General features: G+C 42.0%; 15 protein-coding genes. 12 read left to right on the top strand and 3 right to left on the bottom strand.

Going from position 1 to position 17066, the window contains the following annotated elements; all coding sequences use genetic code 11:
- The first annotated feature begins 2 nt into the window (after positions 1-2).
- The 5 genes from NST01_RS18000 (at position 3) to qoxD (ending at position 5541) form a co-directional block, all read left to right on the top strand.
- Positions 3-1085 carry a M24 family metallopeptidase gene (locus NST01_RS18000; RefSeq protein WP_341042318.1) on the top strand — a complete coding sequence of 361 codons (1083 nt, stop codon included), beginning with the start codon at positions 3-5 and terminating at the stop codon, positions 1083-1085.
- Between the two features lie 514 nt (positions 1086-1599).
- Positions 1600-2556, top strand: a complete 957-nt coding sequence (qoxA, locus tag NST01_RS17995; protein ID WP_089374137.1) for a cytochrome aa3 quinol oxidase subunit II — start codon at positions 1600-1602, stop codon at positions 2554-2556.
- 27 nt (positions 2557-2583) lie between these two features.
- On the top strand, positions 2584-4542 hold the full coding sequence (qoxB, locus tag NST01_RS17990; protein WP_008345496.1) for a cytochrome aa3 quinol oxidase subunit I: 1959 nt from the start codon (positions 2584-2586) through the stop codon (positions 4540-4542).
- On the top strand, positions 4542-5159 hold the full coding sequence (gene qoxC / locus NST01_RS17985) for a cytochrome aa3 quinol oxidase subunit III (RefSeq protein ID WP_007497820.1): 618 nt from the start codon (positions 4542-4544) through the stop codon (positions 5157-5159). Before qoxB ends, qoxC begins: the two co-directional genes overlap by 1 nt.
- A gap of 1 nt (position 5160) precedes the next feature.
- The gene (gene qoxD / locus NST01_RS17980) at positions 5161-5541 is read left to right on the top strand and encodes a cytochrome aa3 quinol oxidase subunit IV (RefSeq protein ID WP_007497818.1); all 381 of its coding nucleotides are present in this window, start codon (positions 5161-5163) and stop codon (positions 5539-5541) included.
- A 77-nt stretch (positions 5542-5618) separates the two neighbouring features.
- Here the strand turns inward: qoxD and NST01_RS17975 are convergent, their stop codons facing one another.
- On the bottom strand, positions 5619-5882 hold the full coding sequence (locus NST01_RS17975; protein WP_008345491.1) for a spore morphogenesis/germination protein YwcE: 264 nt from the start codon (positions 5880-5882) through the stop codon (positions 5619-5621).
- A 476-nt stretch (positions 5883-6358) separates the two neighbouring features.
- Here NST01_RS17975 and NST01_RS17970 point away from each other — a divergent pair, with 476 nt between their 5' ends.
- The 3 genes from NST01_RS17970 to NST01_RS17960 all read left to right on the top strand — a co-directional run bounded on the left by NST01_RS17970 (position 6359) and on the right by NST01_RS17960 (position 9489).
- The gene (locus NST01_RS17970) at positions 6359-7570 is read left to right on the top strand and encodes an FtsW/RodA/SpoVE family cell cycle protein (protein ID WP_008345489.1); all 1212 of its coding nucleotides are present in this window, start codon (positions 6359-6361) and stop codon (positions 7568-7570) included.
- A 110-nt stretch (positions 7571-7680) separates the two neighbouring features.
- On the top strand, positions 7681-8430 hold the full coding sequence (nfsA, locus tag NST01_RS17965) for an oxygen-insensitive NADPH nitroreductase (RefSeq protein WP_017360135.1): 750 nt from the start codon (positions 7681-7683) through the stop codon (positions 8428-8430).
- A 54-nt stretch (positions 8431-8484) separates the two neighbouring features.
- The gene (locus NST01_RS17960; RefSeq protein WP_326115183.1) at positions 8485-9489 is read left to right on the top strand and encodes an LLM class flavin-dependent oxidoreductase; all 1005 of its coding nucleotides are present in this window, start codon (positions 8485-8487) and stop codon (positions 9487-9489) included.
- A gap of 11 nt (positions 9490-9500) precedes the next feature.
- Here NST01_RS17960 and NST01_RS17955 read toward each other — a convergent pair whose 3' ends face one another.
- On the bottom strand, positions 9501-9728 hold the full coding sequence (locus NST01_RS17955; protein WP_017360133.1) for a hypothetical protein: 228 nt from the start codon (positions 9726-9728) through the stop codon (positions 9501-9503).
- 81 nt (positions 9729-9809) lie between these two features.
- Positions 9810-12233 carry a S8 family peptidase gene (locus NST01_RS17950; protein ID WP_052320532.1) on the bottom strand — a complete coding sequence of 808 codons (2424 nt, stop codon included), beginning with the start codon at positions 12231-12233 and terminating at the stop codon, positions 9810-9812.
- A 503-nt stretch (positions 12234-12736) separates the two neighbouring features.
- Here NST01_RS17950 and NST01_RS17945 point away from each other — a divergent pair.
- The 4 genes from NST01_RS17945 to NST01_RS17930 all read left to right on the top strand — a co-directional run bounded on the left by NST01_RS17945 (position 12737) and on the right by NST01_RS17930 (position 17021).
- Positions 12737-13015: a hypothetical protein gene (locus tag NST01_RS17945; protein WP_052320531.1), complete on the top strand. Its 279-nt coding sequence runs from the start codon at positions 12737-12739 to the stop codon at positions 13013-13015.
- Between the two features lie 51 nt (positions 13016-13066).
- A complete protein-coding gene (locus tag NST01_RS17940; RefSeq protein WP_026050173.1) occupies positions 13067-13900 on the top strand; it encodes a PRD domain-containing protein in 834 nt (277 codons plus the stop codon).
- 255 nt (positions 13901-14155) lie between these two features.
- Positions 14156-15544, top strand: a complete 1389-nt coding sequence (locus NST01_RS17935; RefSeq protein WP_008345474.1) for a sucrose-specific PTS transporter subunit IIBC — start codon at positions 14156-14158, stop codon at positions 15542-15544.
- Between the two features lie 19 nt (positions 15545-15563).
- On the top strand, positions 15564-17021 hold the full coding sequence (locus NST01_RS17930) for a glycoside hydrolase family 32 protein (protein ID WP_017360128.1): 1458 nt from the start codon (positions 15564-15566) through the stop codon (positions 17019-17021).
- The last annotated feature ends 45 nt before the right edge of the window (positions 17022-17066 follow it).

Below are 17066 nucleotides of genomic sequence, written 5' to 3'. Positions count from 1 at the left end.
TGATGATTGAACAGGTAAGAACTTTAATGGAAGAAAAACAACTCGACGGTGTTCTCATTCAAAAGCGTAATAACTTTTCTTGGCTTACAGGAGGAAGAAGAAACCACATTGTGTTAAACACGCCAGAGGGCGTTTGTCAGCTACTTGTGTTGAAAGACGATATTGTCCTAGTTGTGAATCAAATGGAAGAAAAACGAATCATTGAAGAAGAAATGGCGTATTTTGACCATCCCTTTCAAGTCGTCACAATGGATTGGTTTGAGGATGAGACTCCTTACATTCAAACACTCATAAAAGACAAACGAATCGGTGCGGATATTCACATGGAAGGAGTGGAATGGATCGAACCCGATTTGTCTCGTGTTCGATCAATCCTTTCAGCACCACAGCTCAGCCAATACGAAACCCTTTGTCATGACACAGCTGTTATTGTAGAAAGTGTCTGTCAAGAAATCGTTCCAGGACAGACGGAGCATGAAATTGCTTCTCTTGTTGCTCAAAGAGCGATCGGGCAGGGGATGACGATAGAAGTGCTGCTCGTGGCGACAGATGACCGGATTCATCAATATCGCCACCCGATCCCAACAGAAAAAGCACTTCAAAAGCATGCACTGGTTGTCCTTTGTGCTGAACGGCATGGACTCGTGGCAAATGTCACAAGATCCGTTTACTTTGGACAGCTGCCAAAGGAGCTTGAAGAAAACAAAGAAAGGCTTGCGCGAATTGACACGGTCATGAATGCGGCCACTCGTCCAGGGAACACCATTGGAGATGTATTGAAGGCAGGCATTGCTCAATATGAAAAAGAAGGATTTCCTGATAGCTGGAAAAAGCTTCACCAAGGAGGGAAGACTGGATTTGTGTCTAGAGAGATCATTGCAGTTCCTTCATCCGTGGAAGAGATCCAGCTTCATCAAGTATTCACTTGGAATCCTTCCTTACCAGGATTGAAATCAGAGGATACGATGGTCGTAGAGAAAGAGGGGAATCGCTTTTTAACCTATACAGGCAAGTGGACGTATATAGACATAGAACATGAAGGAAGCATCTATAGGCGACCAGACATTTTGGTGAGATATGAATAAATGAGAAACCGGCGATGAGCCGGTTTTTTGCTGGAAGTCTTTAGTGAGTTTCCACTCATTTATCACCATTACCAATCATTACAGCGCATAGGCCAGCGATCGATACTTTCTTTTCTTGTCGACTTGCGTTAAAATGAGTAAGGTTTTTGTTAAATATGGGGATACCTATTTCGGAATTGTTTACCTAGATAAAATTTCATAAAGTTAAATTGAAATTTGACCAAACTTTTTTATTGTGGTAAACCTAAATTTGACAAAGTTCTTGATTGTATGTCCTTTGCCTTCAACTCTCAACTTTTCAAAATCCTAGAAATTTATTGTGTGTGCAATAATATATATTTATGTCGAATTTATGACATTTTAATAGAAATCTGTTGAAAAATAAATGAACTTTTGAAAAAAGGGAAGCTAACTCCAACAGATTTTGATAGCATTACAAAGGGAAGAAAAGTTTTCGAAGGCAGATGGCTTTTCACAATTATTCAGCAATTTATACATTATTTAAGGAAGGATGGTGATCTTCTTGTTCAGAGCCATTAAACCTATGCTTTTATTAGCGATGCTCGTGAGTGTTTTTGTATTAGGAGGTTGCAGCAATATCGCTGTTTTAGATCCTAAAGGACCAGTCGCAGCACAACAAAAAGACTTAATCCTTTTATCTATTGGATTCATGCTCTTTATCGTTGGTGCGGTATTTGTACTGTTTACCATCATTTTGGTTAAATACCGTGAGCGTAAGGACGTTGGAAACGCCTCTTATAACCCAGAACTACACGGGAATACGCTTCTAGAAGTTGTCTGGACAGTGATCCCAATATTAATCGTTGCTGCCCTTTCAGTTCCAACTGTAAAAACCATTTACTCTTTGGAAGAGGCGCCTCAAGCAACAAGTCATAAAGATCCACTTGTCGTTTATGCTACAGCAGTTGATTGGAAATGGATCTTCAGCTATCCAGAGGAAAATATTGAAACAGTGAACTACTTAAACATTCCAAAAGATCAGCCGGTTTTATTCAAAATCACTTCCGCTGATACAATGGCATCTCTATGGATTCCTCAGCTAGGCGGGGAGAAGTATGCGATGGCTGGAATGGAAATGGAACAATATCTTCAAGCTGATGAAGTAGGCACATATGAAGGAAGAAACGCCAACTTCACAGGCGAAGGCTTTGCTCAGCAAAAATTCAAAGTCAATGCGATGACGCAGTCTGACTATGATAAATGGGTAAATAAAACGAAAAAAGAAGCACCAAAGTTAACGAAGAAAACGTATGACTACTTGATGCTTCCTGATGCTGCAGATGTGCAGACATTCTCATCAACACATTTATCTTTTGCGAAGCACGGAGAGGATTCTGAATATGCACTCCAAGCACGCAAACGTTTAGGTTACCAATCAGTTTCTCCGCATTCCAAGACAGATCCTTTCGAGAATGTGAAGAACTATAAAAGAAAACTAGAAAACGAATAAACTGACTAAGGAAAGGAGGAGGCCGTTATGCATTTAAAATGGGATGAGTTTTTTGTAACTGGAGACCCATTAATTCTTGGTGCGCAAATTTCTATCGCTCTTACTTCCATTGCCATTGTGTTTGTTTTAACCTACTTCAAAAAGTGGAAATGGCTCTGGAAAGAATGGCTGACATCAGTTGATCATAAAAAGCTTGGAATCATGTATATCCTTGCTGCTGTGATTATGTTCTTCCGCGGTGGGGTAGACGGACTGATGATGCGCGCGCAGCTGGCGCTTCCTAATAATACGTTTTTAGATTCAAACCACTATAATGAAATTTTCACAACGCATGGTACGATCATGATTTTATTCATGGCGATGCCATTCTTAATTGGTTTAATCAACGTCGTGGTTCCTCTTCAAATTGGTGCACGTGACGTTGCATTCCCGTATTTGAACAACTTGAGCTTCTGGACATTTATGGTCGGAGCAATGCTGTTCAACATTTCCTTCGTTATTGGAGGATCACCAAGTGCAGGCTGGACGAGTTACATGCCGCTCGCCGGAAATGATTTCTCACCAGGACCTGGACAGAACTACTACTTGCTCGGGCTCCAAATTGCAGGTATTGGTACACTAATGACAGGTATTAACTTCATGGTGACCATCTTAAAAATGCGTACAAAAGGTATGACGCTTATGCGTATGCCGATGTTTACATGGACAACATTGATCACGTCTGTCATTATCGTTTTCGCATTCCCTGTTTTAACAGTTGCTTTAGCACTTATGACATTCGATCGTTTATTCGGTTCAGCATTCTTTACACTCGAAGCGGGCGGTATGCCAATGCTTTGGGCGAACCTTTTCTGGATTTGGGGACATCCTGAGGTATATATCGTTATCCTGCCGGCTTTCGGTATTTTCTCAGAAATCTTTGCGACGTTCTCAAGAAAGCAGTTGTTTGGTTACAAAGCGATGGTTGTATCGATTGTGGCAATCTCTGTTCTTAGTTTCCTTGTGTGGGTTCACCACTTCTTTACAATGGGGAACAGTGCAGCGGTTAACTCATTCTTCTCGATCACAACAATGGCGATTTCTGTACCAACAGGTGTGAAAATCTTTAACTGGCTCTTTACAATGTATCGAGGCCGTATCAGTTTTACATCTCCAATGCTTTGGGCACTTGGTTTCATCCCGAACTTCGTAATCGGTGGTGTGACTGGAGTTATGCTTGCGATGGCAGCTGCGGATTACCAGTACCATAATACGTACTTCCTTGTATCCCACTTCCACTATGTATTAATCGCAGGTACTGTATTTGCTTGTTTTGCAGGTCTTGTTTTCTGGTATCCGAAAATGTTTGGTTACAAGTTAAACGAACGAATCGGCAAATGGTTCTTCTGGGTATTCATGATCGGATTTAACATCTGTTTCTTCCCGCAGTACTTCTTAGGACTGCAAGGAATGCCAAGACGTATTTATACGTATGGACCAGAAGATGGCTGGACTGCACTAAACTTTATTTCAACAATTGGTGCATTCATGATGGGTATCGGATTCATCATCCTTTGCTATAACATTTACTACAGCTGGAGACACGCGAAACGTGAAGTGTCTGGAGACAGCTGGGGAGAAGGACGTACGCTTGACTGGGCGACATCTTCTGCAATTCCGCCGCATTATAACTTTGCAGCACTTCCAGAAGTGACGTCACCAGATGCATTCCATCATTGGAAGCAAAACAATGTAGACGTTCATCCTGAAAAAGAATTCAAGAAAATTCACATGCCGCACAATTCAGGCAGACCGCTGATCATGTCTGCATTCTTCGGACTTGGTGCATTCGGTCTTGTATTTGAATGGTACTGGATTGGCGTTATCGGCTTAATCGGTGTATTCGCAACAATGATTTTACGTTCATTTGAATATGACGATGGCTACTATATTCCTGTTGAAGAAGTGATTGAAACAGAGAAAAAGAATAAGGAGGCGCAGAAGTAATGGGACATAATGATAGCAGCTATGCAAATGCACCGCTTGAATATCAGTCTGAAACAGGACGTTTAAACATCCTTGGTTTCTGGATATTCCTTGGCGCGGAAATCGTGTTATTCTCAACACTTTTTGCGACCTACTTTGTTCTTCATGGCAGAACAGCTGGCGGCGTTTTGCCAGCTGAGCTATTTGATATGAAGCTTGTATTGATCATGACATTCCTGCTATTGGTGAGTTCATTTACATGTGGGATTGCCGTTCATGAAATGCGCCGTGGAAGTACAAAAGGGGTTGTCATTTGGACGATTCTGACACTGCTTCTAGGTGCAGGCTTCGTTGGTTTTGAGATTTTCGAATTCTTCCATTATGTACATGAGGGTGCGAGCATCCATACAAGTGCATACTGGTCTGCATTCTTTGTTCTTTTAGGAACTCACGGATTACACGTATCCATCGGTATCTTCTGGATTACGGGCGTCTTGTTCCAAATTAAAAAACGTGGATTAACACCACAAACAGCAGCGAAGATCTTTATCTCAAGTCTATACTGGCATTTCCTTGATGTTGTATGGATTTTCATCTTCACAGCTGTGTACTTGATCGGATTAGGGGGGCTTTTGTGATATGGCTGGAAAAACACATTCCTCAGCAGAGCACGAACACTTCCCTTGGAAACACGTAGTCGGCTTCATTCTCTCCATTGTGCTAACCATCTTAGCATTCTGGATTGCCATCGGAGCTGAAATTGGCAGTTCCGCAAAACTATGGATTATCTTTGGTTTTGCCTTCATTCAAGCATTCTTGCAGCTGTTCATGTTCATGCACATGACAGAGAGTGAGAACGGAACTGTTCAAGTCGGAAATACTTTGTTTGGTCTGTTCTGTGCGATCATTTTCGTCATCGGGTCTGTTTGGATCTTCGCGGCTCACTACAGCCACGGAGAGAACAGCAAAGACGGTTATTCACCATCTGCGCCAAAGCAGTCTGAGCATTCAGAGAAATAATAAAAAACCACTCATCTTTCATAGGTGAGTGGTTTTTATGCTGATTGTGATAACGCTTCCAATTGATGATGTGATATCTATCTGCTGCTGAATCTTTTACGAATGAATGGAAGTCCATAGATGAGGAAAGCTGCAATGTGAGCCAGAATCACGTTAATGGCAAAGAATGCGATCATGAAGGTATGTCCTGCTGGAGATAAACTGCTTGTCATGTAAAGACCGAAGAAAATCCACATAATCATGATGGGTGGAATAGATGCTAATGCAATCTTTCTGTTTTCCAACCATAAAAACAGGGGTGTAGCTGTTGCAATACATAGGTACGCAAAGAACATATCCATCGTATCCAACTCCTTTGTAAGTTGATGTTCAATTCAAATGAGAGGTCAGGATGCAATTGTGTCTGTTTTTAGGAGATATTGTGAACATTTTGTTACAAATATTATACCACAATTGACTTTGAAGTAAACTCAATAATTGGAAAATGGGCCTTATTCCGCAGAAATTGTTTTTTTTCTTATACCTCAGTTAAGCTTATGCTGGCAAGATGTTCACCTTTCATATCGCCACATAAGTCATTGAATTTTCCCCTTAAAATCTGTAAAATAATCTTTTTAAAGGACTTATGATCGGTTGTCATGATAGAGTGGAAAGGAATTTTTTCCTATTGTTAGGATGAAAAGTATTTCATTTTTTGAAAATAGAATGGAACCTTTCAGGTGTCACTTCCGTCATATTTAAGGTGAGTTGCTTTTGTGAAAATTTCAATCTAATATAAATAAGGGCTTTTATGTTTTGTAATAAGGGTGGTTAGTTCATGAACAAGCAGAATACATCTCCTTACTATCAGGGAGATTTGATTTTTATATTTTTAGCCTTCTTTGCCATCAGTGTCATCGCTATTTATGCTGCGGGACAGTTTGGGCAATATGGATCTAATGCATGGACCAGACAGATCATTTACTACATGGTCGGGGTCATCTGTATTGTGGCTATTAATTACTTCGATCTGGAACAATTAGAAAAGTTAAGCCTATATATTTTTATAGGCGGCATTATGCTCTTAATTCTTTTAAAAATTGCTCCTGCACAAATTGCAGGTCATGATTTTGCTCCAATTAAAAATGGTGCAAAAAGTTGGTTTGTGTTACCGGGAATTGGAACATTTCAGCCTTCAGAGTTCATGAAAATTGGTTTGATTATGATGCTCGCCTCTGTCATTGGGAAGGCAACCCCAAGAGGAAAACGAACATTAGAAGATGATATTTTCCTACTATTAAAAATTGCCGGCGTGGCTGCTGTACCAGTCGGACTCATCTTTTTGCAAGATGCAGGTACGGCTGCGGTATGTATGTTTATTGTCGTTGTCATGGTCTTTTTATCAGGGGTCAACTGGAAATTGATCTCTCTCATCGGTTCAGTGGTTGTGCTCTTAGTTGCCGCTGTGTTAGCCGTGATTATTCTATTCCCTGATTTCGCACAAAAGATCGGGATTCAGCAGTATCAGATCAATCGGATTACCGCTTGGCTGCCTGATAGTTCTTCGACAGCCAACCAAGCCCAGACACAGGATGCATCTGGATCTGATAAATATCAAGTCGAGCAAGCCATTATGGCAATTGGGGCAGGACAAATTTTCGGGAACGGTGTTAAAAACTTAAAAGTGTATGTTCCAGAAGCACAGACAGATATGATTTTCTCTATCATAGGGGAAGCCTTTGGTTTTGTCGGCTGCGCATTTGTTGTGATCATGTTCTTCTTCCTGATTTACAGGCTTGTTGTGTTGATTGACCGTATCCATCCTTATAGCCGGTTTGCGTCATTTTTCTGTGTAGGATATACAGCATTGATTGTCATCCATACATTCCAGAACATTGGCATGAACATAGGCGTCATGCCTGTAACAGGGATACCGCTCTTATTCATCAGCTTCGGGGGAAGCTCTGTTTTATCTGTTCTGATTGGATTTGGTATCGCCTATAATGCAAGTGTTCAATTAACGAAATATCAAAGTTATTTATTTAAATAAAACGGGTAAAGGGCAGTCTAAGCGTAGGCTGCCTTTTTGGTGTGAGTTCTAACTTTTGAAAAGCAATATTCATTTGTCTTATGATAGTAGGAGTGAAGGAGGTCTTCGAATTGAATAAAACGATAGAAACCATCTTAAATCATCGGTCCATCCGTTCGTTTACAGATGAGCGTCTGACAGACGAAGAAGTGCTGACACTTATCAAAAGTGCACAGGCTGCTTCGACATCAAGCTATGTACAGGCGTATAGTATCATTGGTGTAACAGATCAGGAGAAGAAGGCGAAGCTTGCTGAACTGGCTGGAAATCAGCCATACGTTGAGAAGAATGGGCATTTTTTTGTTTTCTGTGCAGACTTGAAACGCCACGACTATATCGCAAAAAAAGCAGGGAAAAACCATCAAGAAGCGCTTGAGAATACTGAAGCCTTTCTGATCAGTGTGATTGATGCGGCGCTCGCTGCGCAAAATGTCAGTGTCGCCGCAGAATCTATGGGACTTGGCATCTGCTATATCGGCGGACTGCGTAATCAGCTGAAGGAAGTATCAGAATTACTTGAAACGCCTTCCTATGTGCTGCCGCTATTCGGCCTGGCCATAGGACATCCTGCCAATTCATCATCTCAAAAGGAACGGTTGCCCGTTGAGCTGATCTATCATGAAAACACATATCAGCAAGACGAAGCTCATGTGGATCGTTATTTAAAAGAATACGATGATCGTATTTCATCATATTATGAAGAACGAACAAACGGTGAGAGAAAAGATACATGGTCTGAGCAAATGCTTCGAGGCTTTAGCCAGCCAAAACGTGCTTTCCTCGGAGATTTTGTGAAAGAGAAGGGCTTTAATCGAAAATAAATCAGGAGATCCCCCTTTCGAGTGAGAGAGGGGGATTTCTGTAAGAGGTGCGACATCATGAAATTAAGTATACTGGATCAATCTCCTTTAATTGGAGATGCGACGCCTGCTGAGGCGCTGAAGCAAACAGTCGAGCTGGCGAAGCAGGCAGAGAAATGGGGTTATCATCGATTTTGGGTATCAGAGCATCACTTTTCAAACCGGCTCGCAGGATCGAGTCCAGAGGTGCTTCTCGGTCATTTATCAGCTGTGACGTCACATATCCGTATTGGCTCAGGCGGCGTCATGCTTCCCCACTACAGTGCCTATAAAGTAGCAGAGAACTTCAGAGTGCTCGAAGCCTTGGCTCCGGGCAGAATTGATCTTGGCATTGGACGTGCTCCTGGAGGTATGCCGATCTCCTCCATTGCCCTTCATCATGGAGAACGGAAGCGACTTGGTGATCAATACCCTGAGCAGGTAGAAGAATTGAAGGTGTATTTACATGATTTAGCCGATGAATTTTATCCGCTGCCTCACTTGACCGCTTCTCCGAAAGTAGATACTGCCCCAGAGGTATGGATGCTAGGTTCCTCTGGAGGAAGTGCACGGCTTGCCGCAAAAGCAGGTGCAGGCTATACGTTTGCTCTTTTCATTAATGGAGAAGGCGGAGAAGACTCTGTGTCGCAGTATATTAACCGATTTGAACCTTCAGAATTTGGTGCTGAGCCGCGTGTCAGTCTTGCGGTCTTCGTTTTATGTGCAGAAACAGAGGAACAGGCAGAAAAATTGGCTGTCAGCTTAGATTTATCATTATTAGCCAATGAGCAAGGACAGAACCTTGGCGGCTTTCCTTCATTTGAACAGGCAAAGGCCTATTCCTACAGTTCATATGAACAAAAACGAGTAGCAGCCAATCGACAGAGAATGGTTGTTGGCACACCATCTTCTGTGAAGCAGCAGCTGACAGCACTCGCAAAGGTGTATCGTACAGATGAAGTGATCGCTGTGACCATCACACATCACATGCAAGACCGTCTCACATCGTATCGTTTATTAAAAGAAGCTTTTGACGCATAACTTATGTAAATTTACCGTCTGCGCAGCCAATAAAAGGGATAGAGGAGCATCATGGTGAGAATAAAGGCAGCTGTCACCGCCAAGCTAAGCGGATAAATGCAGGTGGTATAGACAGTCAGTTCACATGCTTGATGAAAAGGACGAGGCTGTTTTGCATGTAAAAAGGTAAAAAAATAAACCAAGGTGATCGTGAGAAAAAAAGCCGTCATAAAAGAAACGATCCATAGCCATATCAACATGAATTTCTCTTTCCTCCATATATGATAGAAAAGCCTTGTTGAGCTGATGGGCTCATACAAGGCTTATTATGTGATTCTTGTTTATTCAGGATAAATATCGAATGGTTCTTTCGTTTGAACCGTATCTGATTTGCCTTTCAGGCTTGCATACGCAAGCATTGTATACTCACCTGCTTCTAACTTCTGTCCTTTATTGATCGTGCCATTCCATTTCACACGATGCTCTCCTTTATCAACATGTTGATAAACTCCTGCTTCACCTAAATACTCTCCATCTGTCGAGTAGACGAGGAATGCAAGATTTTCAGCACCGCCTGGGAGATAGCTACTAATGACATAGCTTCCAGCACGGTTATCAGGCTCTACGGAAACCGAAGTGACGCGCGGGTAATCAGGCTCTTTTACAATCAATAAAGTAGGGATTTCAGTGACCTTTCTGCCATTTTCGCGAATGGTGATACTGCCTTGGTACGTTCCTTTTTTCGTTTTTCCATAATTCACTTGTACTGCGGAAGTAAAGGACCCTGTGGAATTCCCTTTTACTGTGATTTTTTTCGTGCCGTTTGTGCTAATGCCATTGCCATCGAACTTGTAATCAATGGTATAGGTTTTCGGTGCTTTTGACAGGTTTTCTACCTTGAACTTCTTCGTTTTGATTTGAACGCCCTTTTCTTTTAAGAAAGTGCCGTACGAATAGCTTGCATCAGACACAATAGAAGACGCTTGAAGTGATTCGATGATTCGAACGCTGCCTGTGCCCTGCGTATTGTGAGGGAACTGGCTGCCATTTGGGTCATACAATGTTTCTGCTGTATTCATCATCAGCGCTTTAATTTGCTCTGTAGAATACGATGGTTTTGCTTGTTTAATAATCGCTGCTACTCCGGCTACATGAGGAGATGCCATGCTTGTTCCTTGCTTCGATCCATAGCCGTATGGCTGAGAAGGATCGTGTGTCGGAATGGTGCTGACAATACTCACGCCAGGTGCTGAAAGATCTGGTTTGATCATCCACGTATCGACAACAGGTCCGCGAGATGAGAAGTCAGCGACTTGTTCACTTAACTCTTTCACAAATTGAATCGAGAAAGTTGTTGTATTGTTACCAGCCTCAATGGCTTTAACAAGTGCTGTTCCTTCCGCTTTTGACAGCTTAATCGTCGGAAGGGCTAGACCTGGTACATCCACAGGGATTTCTCCATCGGTATTGTTGTACATGACAACGCCGATCGCACCAGCAGCTTTCGCATTGTCCACTTTATCAACAAAGGCAATGGCTCCACGTTCAATCACTGCCACCTTTCCTTTGACATCGATGTTTTCAAAATCTTTTTCGTCACCGATGCCTGCTTGGACGAGTGTGACTTGTTTTTGGTCAAGTGCTTTTAAATCATTTTCTTGATAGTAGCCCATCACTTTTGCTGTTGAATAGTTCGGGAATTTCACGTTGTATAAACTGTACGGAAGCTGAGTGGCTCCGACAGAAATAGCATCTCTTGATGTCCCAGGAGATCCAACGGTCCAGCTGTTTGGCCCACTGTTTCCGTTTGATGTCACAGCAACAACCCCTTCAGACATGGCCCAATCCAGTGCGATGCTTGTTGCATAATCAGGGTTATTCACACTGTTCCCAAGAGAAAGGTTCATGACATCGGCTCCGTCAGTGACAGCCCGGTCGATGCCTGCAAGGACATTTTCAGTTGTTCCTGATCCGCCTGGTCCAAGGACACGGTAGGCGAGAAGGGTAGCGTCTTTAGCGACACCTTTAATTTGTCCATTTGCCGCAATTGTTCCTGCGACGTGTGTACCATGATCTGTCGATTCGCCTCTAGGATCTCCTTTTGGTGTTTCTTGTGGAGAATAGTCATTATCAACAAAGTCATAGCCTTTGTATAATCCGAAGTTTCCTTTTAAATCAGGGTGGGTATAGTCTACTCCAGTATCAATGACAGCGACTTTTACCCCTTTTCCAGAGTAGCCGGCATCCCATGCTTTTGGGGCACCGATAAATGGAGCACTTTTATCCATGAGTGGAGAGACATCCTCATTAGGAAGCTGGACGCTTTCCTTTTTCACTTCATCTGTTTGATATGTAACATCCGGATAAACGGCTTTTACTCCGTCAACTGCGAGCAGTTTCGGGATTTCGTTTGCAGGAAGTTTCATAGAGAAACCAGAGAAGACTTTTTCATATTCTTGACGAACACTCGCTTTATCTAACTTTTTGAGTGCTGCATTCTTTACTTTCGTTCGAGATTTTTTGAGGGAGGCCTTTGTTTGTGCTTCGCCTTCTTGCTTGGCTTCAACTAAGGATTTTTCCTTTAATTCAACAATGACAGTGGTGTGTTTTCTAGACTTAACATTGATTTCGCCGAAGATTTCTGCTTTTTCCAGTTCCACCTGTTTGTTCGATGGAGCGGCAGCAGCCTGACCTGAAAAGAATGTGGATAAGGTAAAAATAGTGGAGAACAATAGAACAGAAGAACGAGAGATTACTTTTTTCAATTAATTTTCCCCTTTCTAGCTGTGTATTTAGGGAGATAGCCTTTCTTTTTGTGGATAAATAGGAAAGATTCACTGCCCGTTATTAAGTATTCCATACGATGAAACCAATTCCTTTACTGAAATGGTCTTATTTTACATAGTCATAAAGAACTATTTTGTTTATAAAGTCACACTTATGCACAATAATCTGTTGATAACTCGATTATTCAGATATATATATATGGAAAATAAAAAAATCTCATACACAAAATCTAGTAAGAGGGTGTTGATATGTGGATAAACCCTGTTGATAAGATGTGCTTATCTTTGGGATAGTGTGTGTATAAAATTTTCATAGAAACATTGTGGAACATGATCATCTTCTGCACTTTTCAACAAAACTTCTGAAAACTAGTTCGTTTTTTCACCCAGATTGTGACAAACCTCTCTTTTTTCTCGGGATATGATAGGAACAGTTAATTTGCTAGAACTGCTAGATTCTAAGGAAAGCGGAGGGATGTTCAGTGAAGAAATGGAAGAACTGGTTGAGTGTATGGTTTGGTTTTGTGATGAATGTGCTTGTGAATCCTGGTGAGCTGCTGAAGAAGCAAGGGGTGAAAGTGATAGCAGTGGATGGAGGATTCTTTCTTGCGGTGAATGAGAGAAAGCTAGAGAAACTGGCAGATGAAAAGAAGAAGAAGCGCAGGATAGAAAAGCCGTTTCAAGAAAGTCTGATGATGCTTGATGAAAAGACAACGAGAGAGGCTCGTGCCGGTCCGTTCTTATCTTTACAGAAAAGTTGAAACAGGGTAAAATCCCACATAAGACACGTTATCTGTGGGAGAGGATGCCCCTTGAAGATATATAAAATATTGAATAACAATGCAGTGGTTGTAAAGGAGGGTGATCAGGAGAAAATTGTGATGGGGCCCGGAATTGCTTTTCAGAAGGGGAAAAATGACGTCGTTCCCGTTCAAAAAATAGAGAAGATTTTTGTTGTGCGTGAAGAAAATGAGAAATTCAAACAAATTCTTGCGACATTGCCAGAAGCGCATATTGAGGTGGCAGAGCATATTATTAGTTATGCAGAGGGTGAACTCATGATGCCGCTCAGTGATCATATCCACATTTCACTGACAGATCATTTATCCTTTGCCATTGAACGCGTTCAAAAAGGCATTGTCTTATATAATAAATTGCTTGGTGAGATCAAAGTCTTATATAAGCAGGAATATGATATTGGAAAGTATGCCATTCGTTATGTAAAGGAGCGGCTTGGGGTTGACCTGCCGGACGATGAGGCAGGGTATGTGGCACTTCATATTCATACGGCCAAAATGAATACGGAGTCCATGAAGAAGACGGTCAAATACACAACGATGATCAAAGAAATGATCGAGCATATCGAAAGCGTTTTTGAGCGCTCGATTGATGAGGATAGTATTTCATATCAGCGCCTTGTGACACATTTGAGGTATGCATTAGGCAGGTTGGAATCGAATGAAGCATTTCAAATCATGGACGATGACATGCTGACTTTTATCCAAACAAAGTATGATTCGGCTTACCGGTGTGCACTTGGACTGGCTGATTTGCTGAAAAAAGAATATGGACTTCATCTCCCTGAATCGGAGATCGGCTACATCACGCTGCATGTCCAGCGTCTGCAGGATGCCGAATTGGTGTAAAGGTTGTGCCTGTCCGCAGGCTTTTTTTTATGCACACTACTCTAATTAGTGTATATGGGTCATTTGATTCGAAAAAATAGGTTGACGCAGGTCACGCTCTTATACTATGATGAAAGCGTAATCAAAAACCAATATCGTGGGATTGTGACTGTCAGGCAGGCAAGACCTAAAATTTGCGTAACGAGGGGACGTGTATGTCCTTTCATCGTTAGTGAATTTTAGGTCTTTTTTGTTTTAAAAAAAGGGGGAGACAACATGGATTATCAAAAAACAGCCAAAGAATTAACAACATTATTAGGCGGCAAAGAAAATGTCATTAGCGCAACACATTGTGCCACACGACTCCGATTGGTGATGAAAGATGAGGCGTTAATTGACAAAGATGCCATTGAAGAACTTGAGGGTGTGAAGGGTGCCTTCTCAAGCTCGGGTCAATTCCAGATCATATTTGGAACAGGTTCTGTCAACAAAGTATATGAGCCTTTTGCGCGTGAGGCGGGTCTTGAGGCAGACGACGAGAATCAAAAACCAGCCAGCCATGATGAAGCCGTGAAGCAAAAAATGAATCCACTTGCACGTTTTGCCAAGACGCTATCGAATATTTTTGTACCAATCATTCCAGCGATTGTAGCAAGCGGTTTATTAATGGGCCTATTAGGTATGATGAAAGCCTTCAAATGGGCTGATCCAAGCTCTGCCATCTTCCAAATGCTAGATATGTTCTCAAGTGCTGCCTTTATCATTTTACCGATTTTAATTGGGGTTAGTGCAGCCAAAGAGTTTGGTGGAAATCCATATTTAGGAGCTGTCATTGGGGGCATTATGATTCACCCGAGCTTGCTGAATCCATGGGGACTGACAGACGCAAAACCAGAATATATGCATCTATTCAACTTTGATATTGCGCTTCTTGGTTACCAAGGAACGGTCATTCCCGTGTTATTAACTGTGTATATCATGTGCGTGATTGAAAAGAACTTAAGAAAAGTTGTGCCGAACAGTATTGATTTACTTGTGACGCCGTTTGTGACGGTGATTGTGACTGGATTTGTGACGTTTATTGCTGTAGGACCGCTAGGGAGAATGCTCGGTACAGGGATCTCGAATGCACTCACTTATGTTTATGACCATGCAGGATTCTTAGCTGGACTGATTTTCGGAGGTGCTTATTCTTTAATTGTACTGACAGGTGTTCATCATAGCTTCCATGCGATTGAGGCAGGACTTCTGAATGATATTGGACGGAATTATTTGCTGCCGATCTGGGCCATGTCCAACGTCGCTCAAGGCGGAGCTGGGCTAGCGGTCTTTTTCTTAGCAAAGCGTGCAAAAACGAAAGAAATTGCTTTACCAGCAGCATTTTCTGCTTTCTTAGGTATTACAGAGCCGGTCATATTCGGTGTGAATCTTCGTTATCGTAAGCCATTTATTGCTGCAATGATCGGAGGTGCATTAGGCGGGGCGTTTGTCGTCTTCACGAAGGTAGCCGCCAACGCTTATGGTTTAACAGGGATTCCGATGATTGCCATTGCAGCTCCATTTGGTTTACAAAATGTGGTAAATTATGTTATTGGTATGTTAATAGCTGTTGCTGTTTCATTTATTCTTACCATCATCTTTAAAGTCAAAGAAGTCGAAAAATAATCAAGGAGTGGTCACAGTGATGACAACAACGGACGCAGCACTTCGTCAAAAGGTAACAGATCGTATTCGAAACTATGAGCATTTGGTGAAAAAAGATGTGTACCGTCAGAACTTCCATTTAATGCCGCCAGTCGGTCTTTTAAATGACCCGAATGGATTGATTCAGTGGAAGGGAGTCTACCATGTGTTTTATCAATGGCAGCCATTTAAAACAGGACATGGGGCAAAATTCTGGGGTCACTACACATCAACCGATCTAGTGAATTGGCAGCATGAAGAGGCTGCCCTCACGCCAAGTGATTGGTTTGATCAAAATGGCTGTTATTCTGGCAGTGCAGTCATTGACGATGGTCGTATGTACGTGATGTATACCGGAAATGTCCGTGACGAGCAAGGGAATCGTGAGACATATCAATGTTTAGCTGTGTCAGAGGATGGGGTTCATTTTGAGAAAAAAGGTGTCGTGGCGACTTTGCCAGCGGGATTCACTGCACATTTTCGTGACCCGAAGGTGTGGAAGCGGAATGGAAAGTGGTACATGGTCCTTGGAGCACAAAGTGAAGATCTCAAAGGACATCTTGTTTTATTCACATCTGATACATTAGACAATTGGACGTTTCAAGGCATTATTGCAGGCAGTGGAAAGAATGGATTAGACCATTTCGGATACATGTGGGAATGTCCAGATCTGTTTGAATTAGACGGTCAGGATGTATTGATCGTGTCACCACAGGGGCTGAAGCCTGATGGATTTAAATACAACAATACACATCAATCTGGTTATTTTGTTGGTACATTCGATGATCGTACCTACCAATATACGCATGGAGCGTTTGAGGAGCTGGATCGTGGCTTTGACTTTTATGCACAGCAGACTTTCCAAGATGAATCGGGCAGACGCATTTTAATGGGATGGATGGGTGTACCAGATCAAGGGGAAGAGCATCATCCAACTGTCTCTTATCAATGGATCCATTGTTTGACGATTCCGAGAGAGCTTCGTTTAGATGATGAAGGACGTCTTATTCAAAAGCCGGTAAGTGAACTTCGATCTATGCGGACAAATGAGCAGGAGCATGTTTTTCACGTTAAACGATCTGTTCACTCCATTCCTGTTGAAGATTTGACGAGCGCAGAGGTATTCATTGATCAAATTGAAACACAAAAAGGATTTGAATGCTGTATCCGTGCTGCTGCTCGTATCATTTATGATAAAGATGAAGGCAAACTAACATTAGAGCGAGATCGATTTGAAGATCGAACAAAGGAAGTTCGTGAAGTAGAAATTGATGAATTACAGGATCTGCATATCTTTATTGATGCATCATCGATTGAGATTTTTGTCAACGGAGGCCGGGAAGTATTTACTGCACGTTACTTTCCTTCCCCGGGAAATAAATCAATCTCCATCAGTGGTAGAAATGAAACGAAGCTTAAATTGAAGACGTGGCATTTGCAAAAAGAAGCAGATCAATGATCTGCTTTTTTCTAGTGAGATCAGCCTGTATCTTAAAGCCTATAT

This window comes from Bacillus sp. FSL R7-0166 (genome assembly GCF_038008935.1).
Taxonomy (GTDB): Bacteria; Bacillota; Bacilli; order Bacillales; family Bacillaceae; genus Bacillus; species Bacillus altitudinis.
Note: the sequence above shows the minus strand (reverse complement) of the source record. Positions and strands in the feature narration are given on the sequence as shown.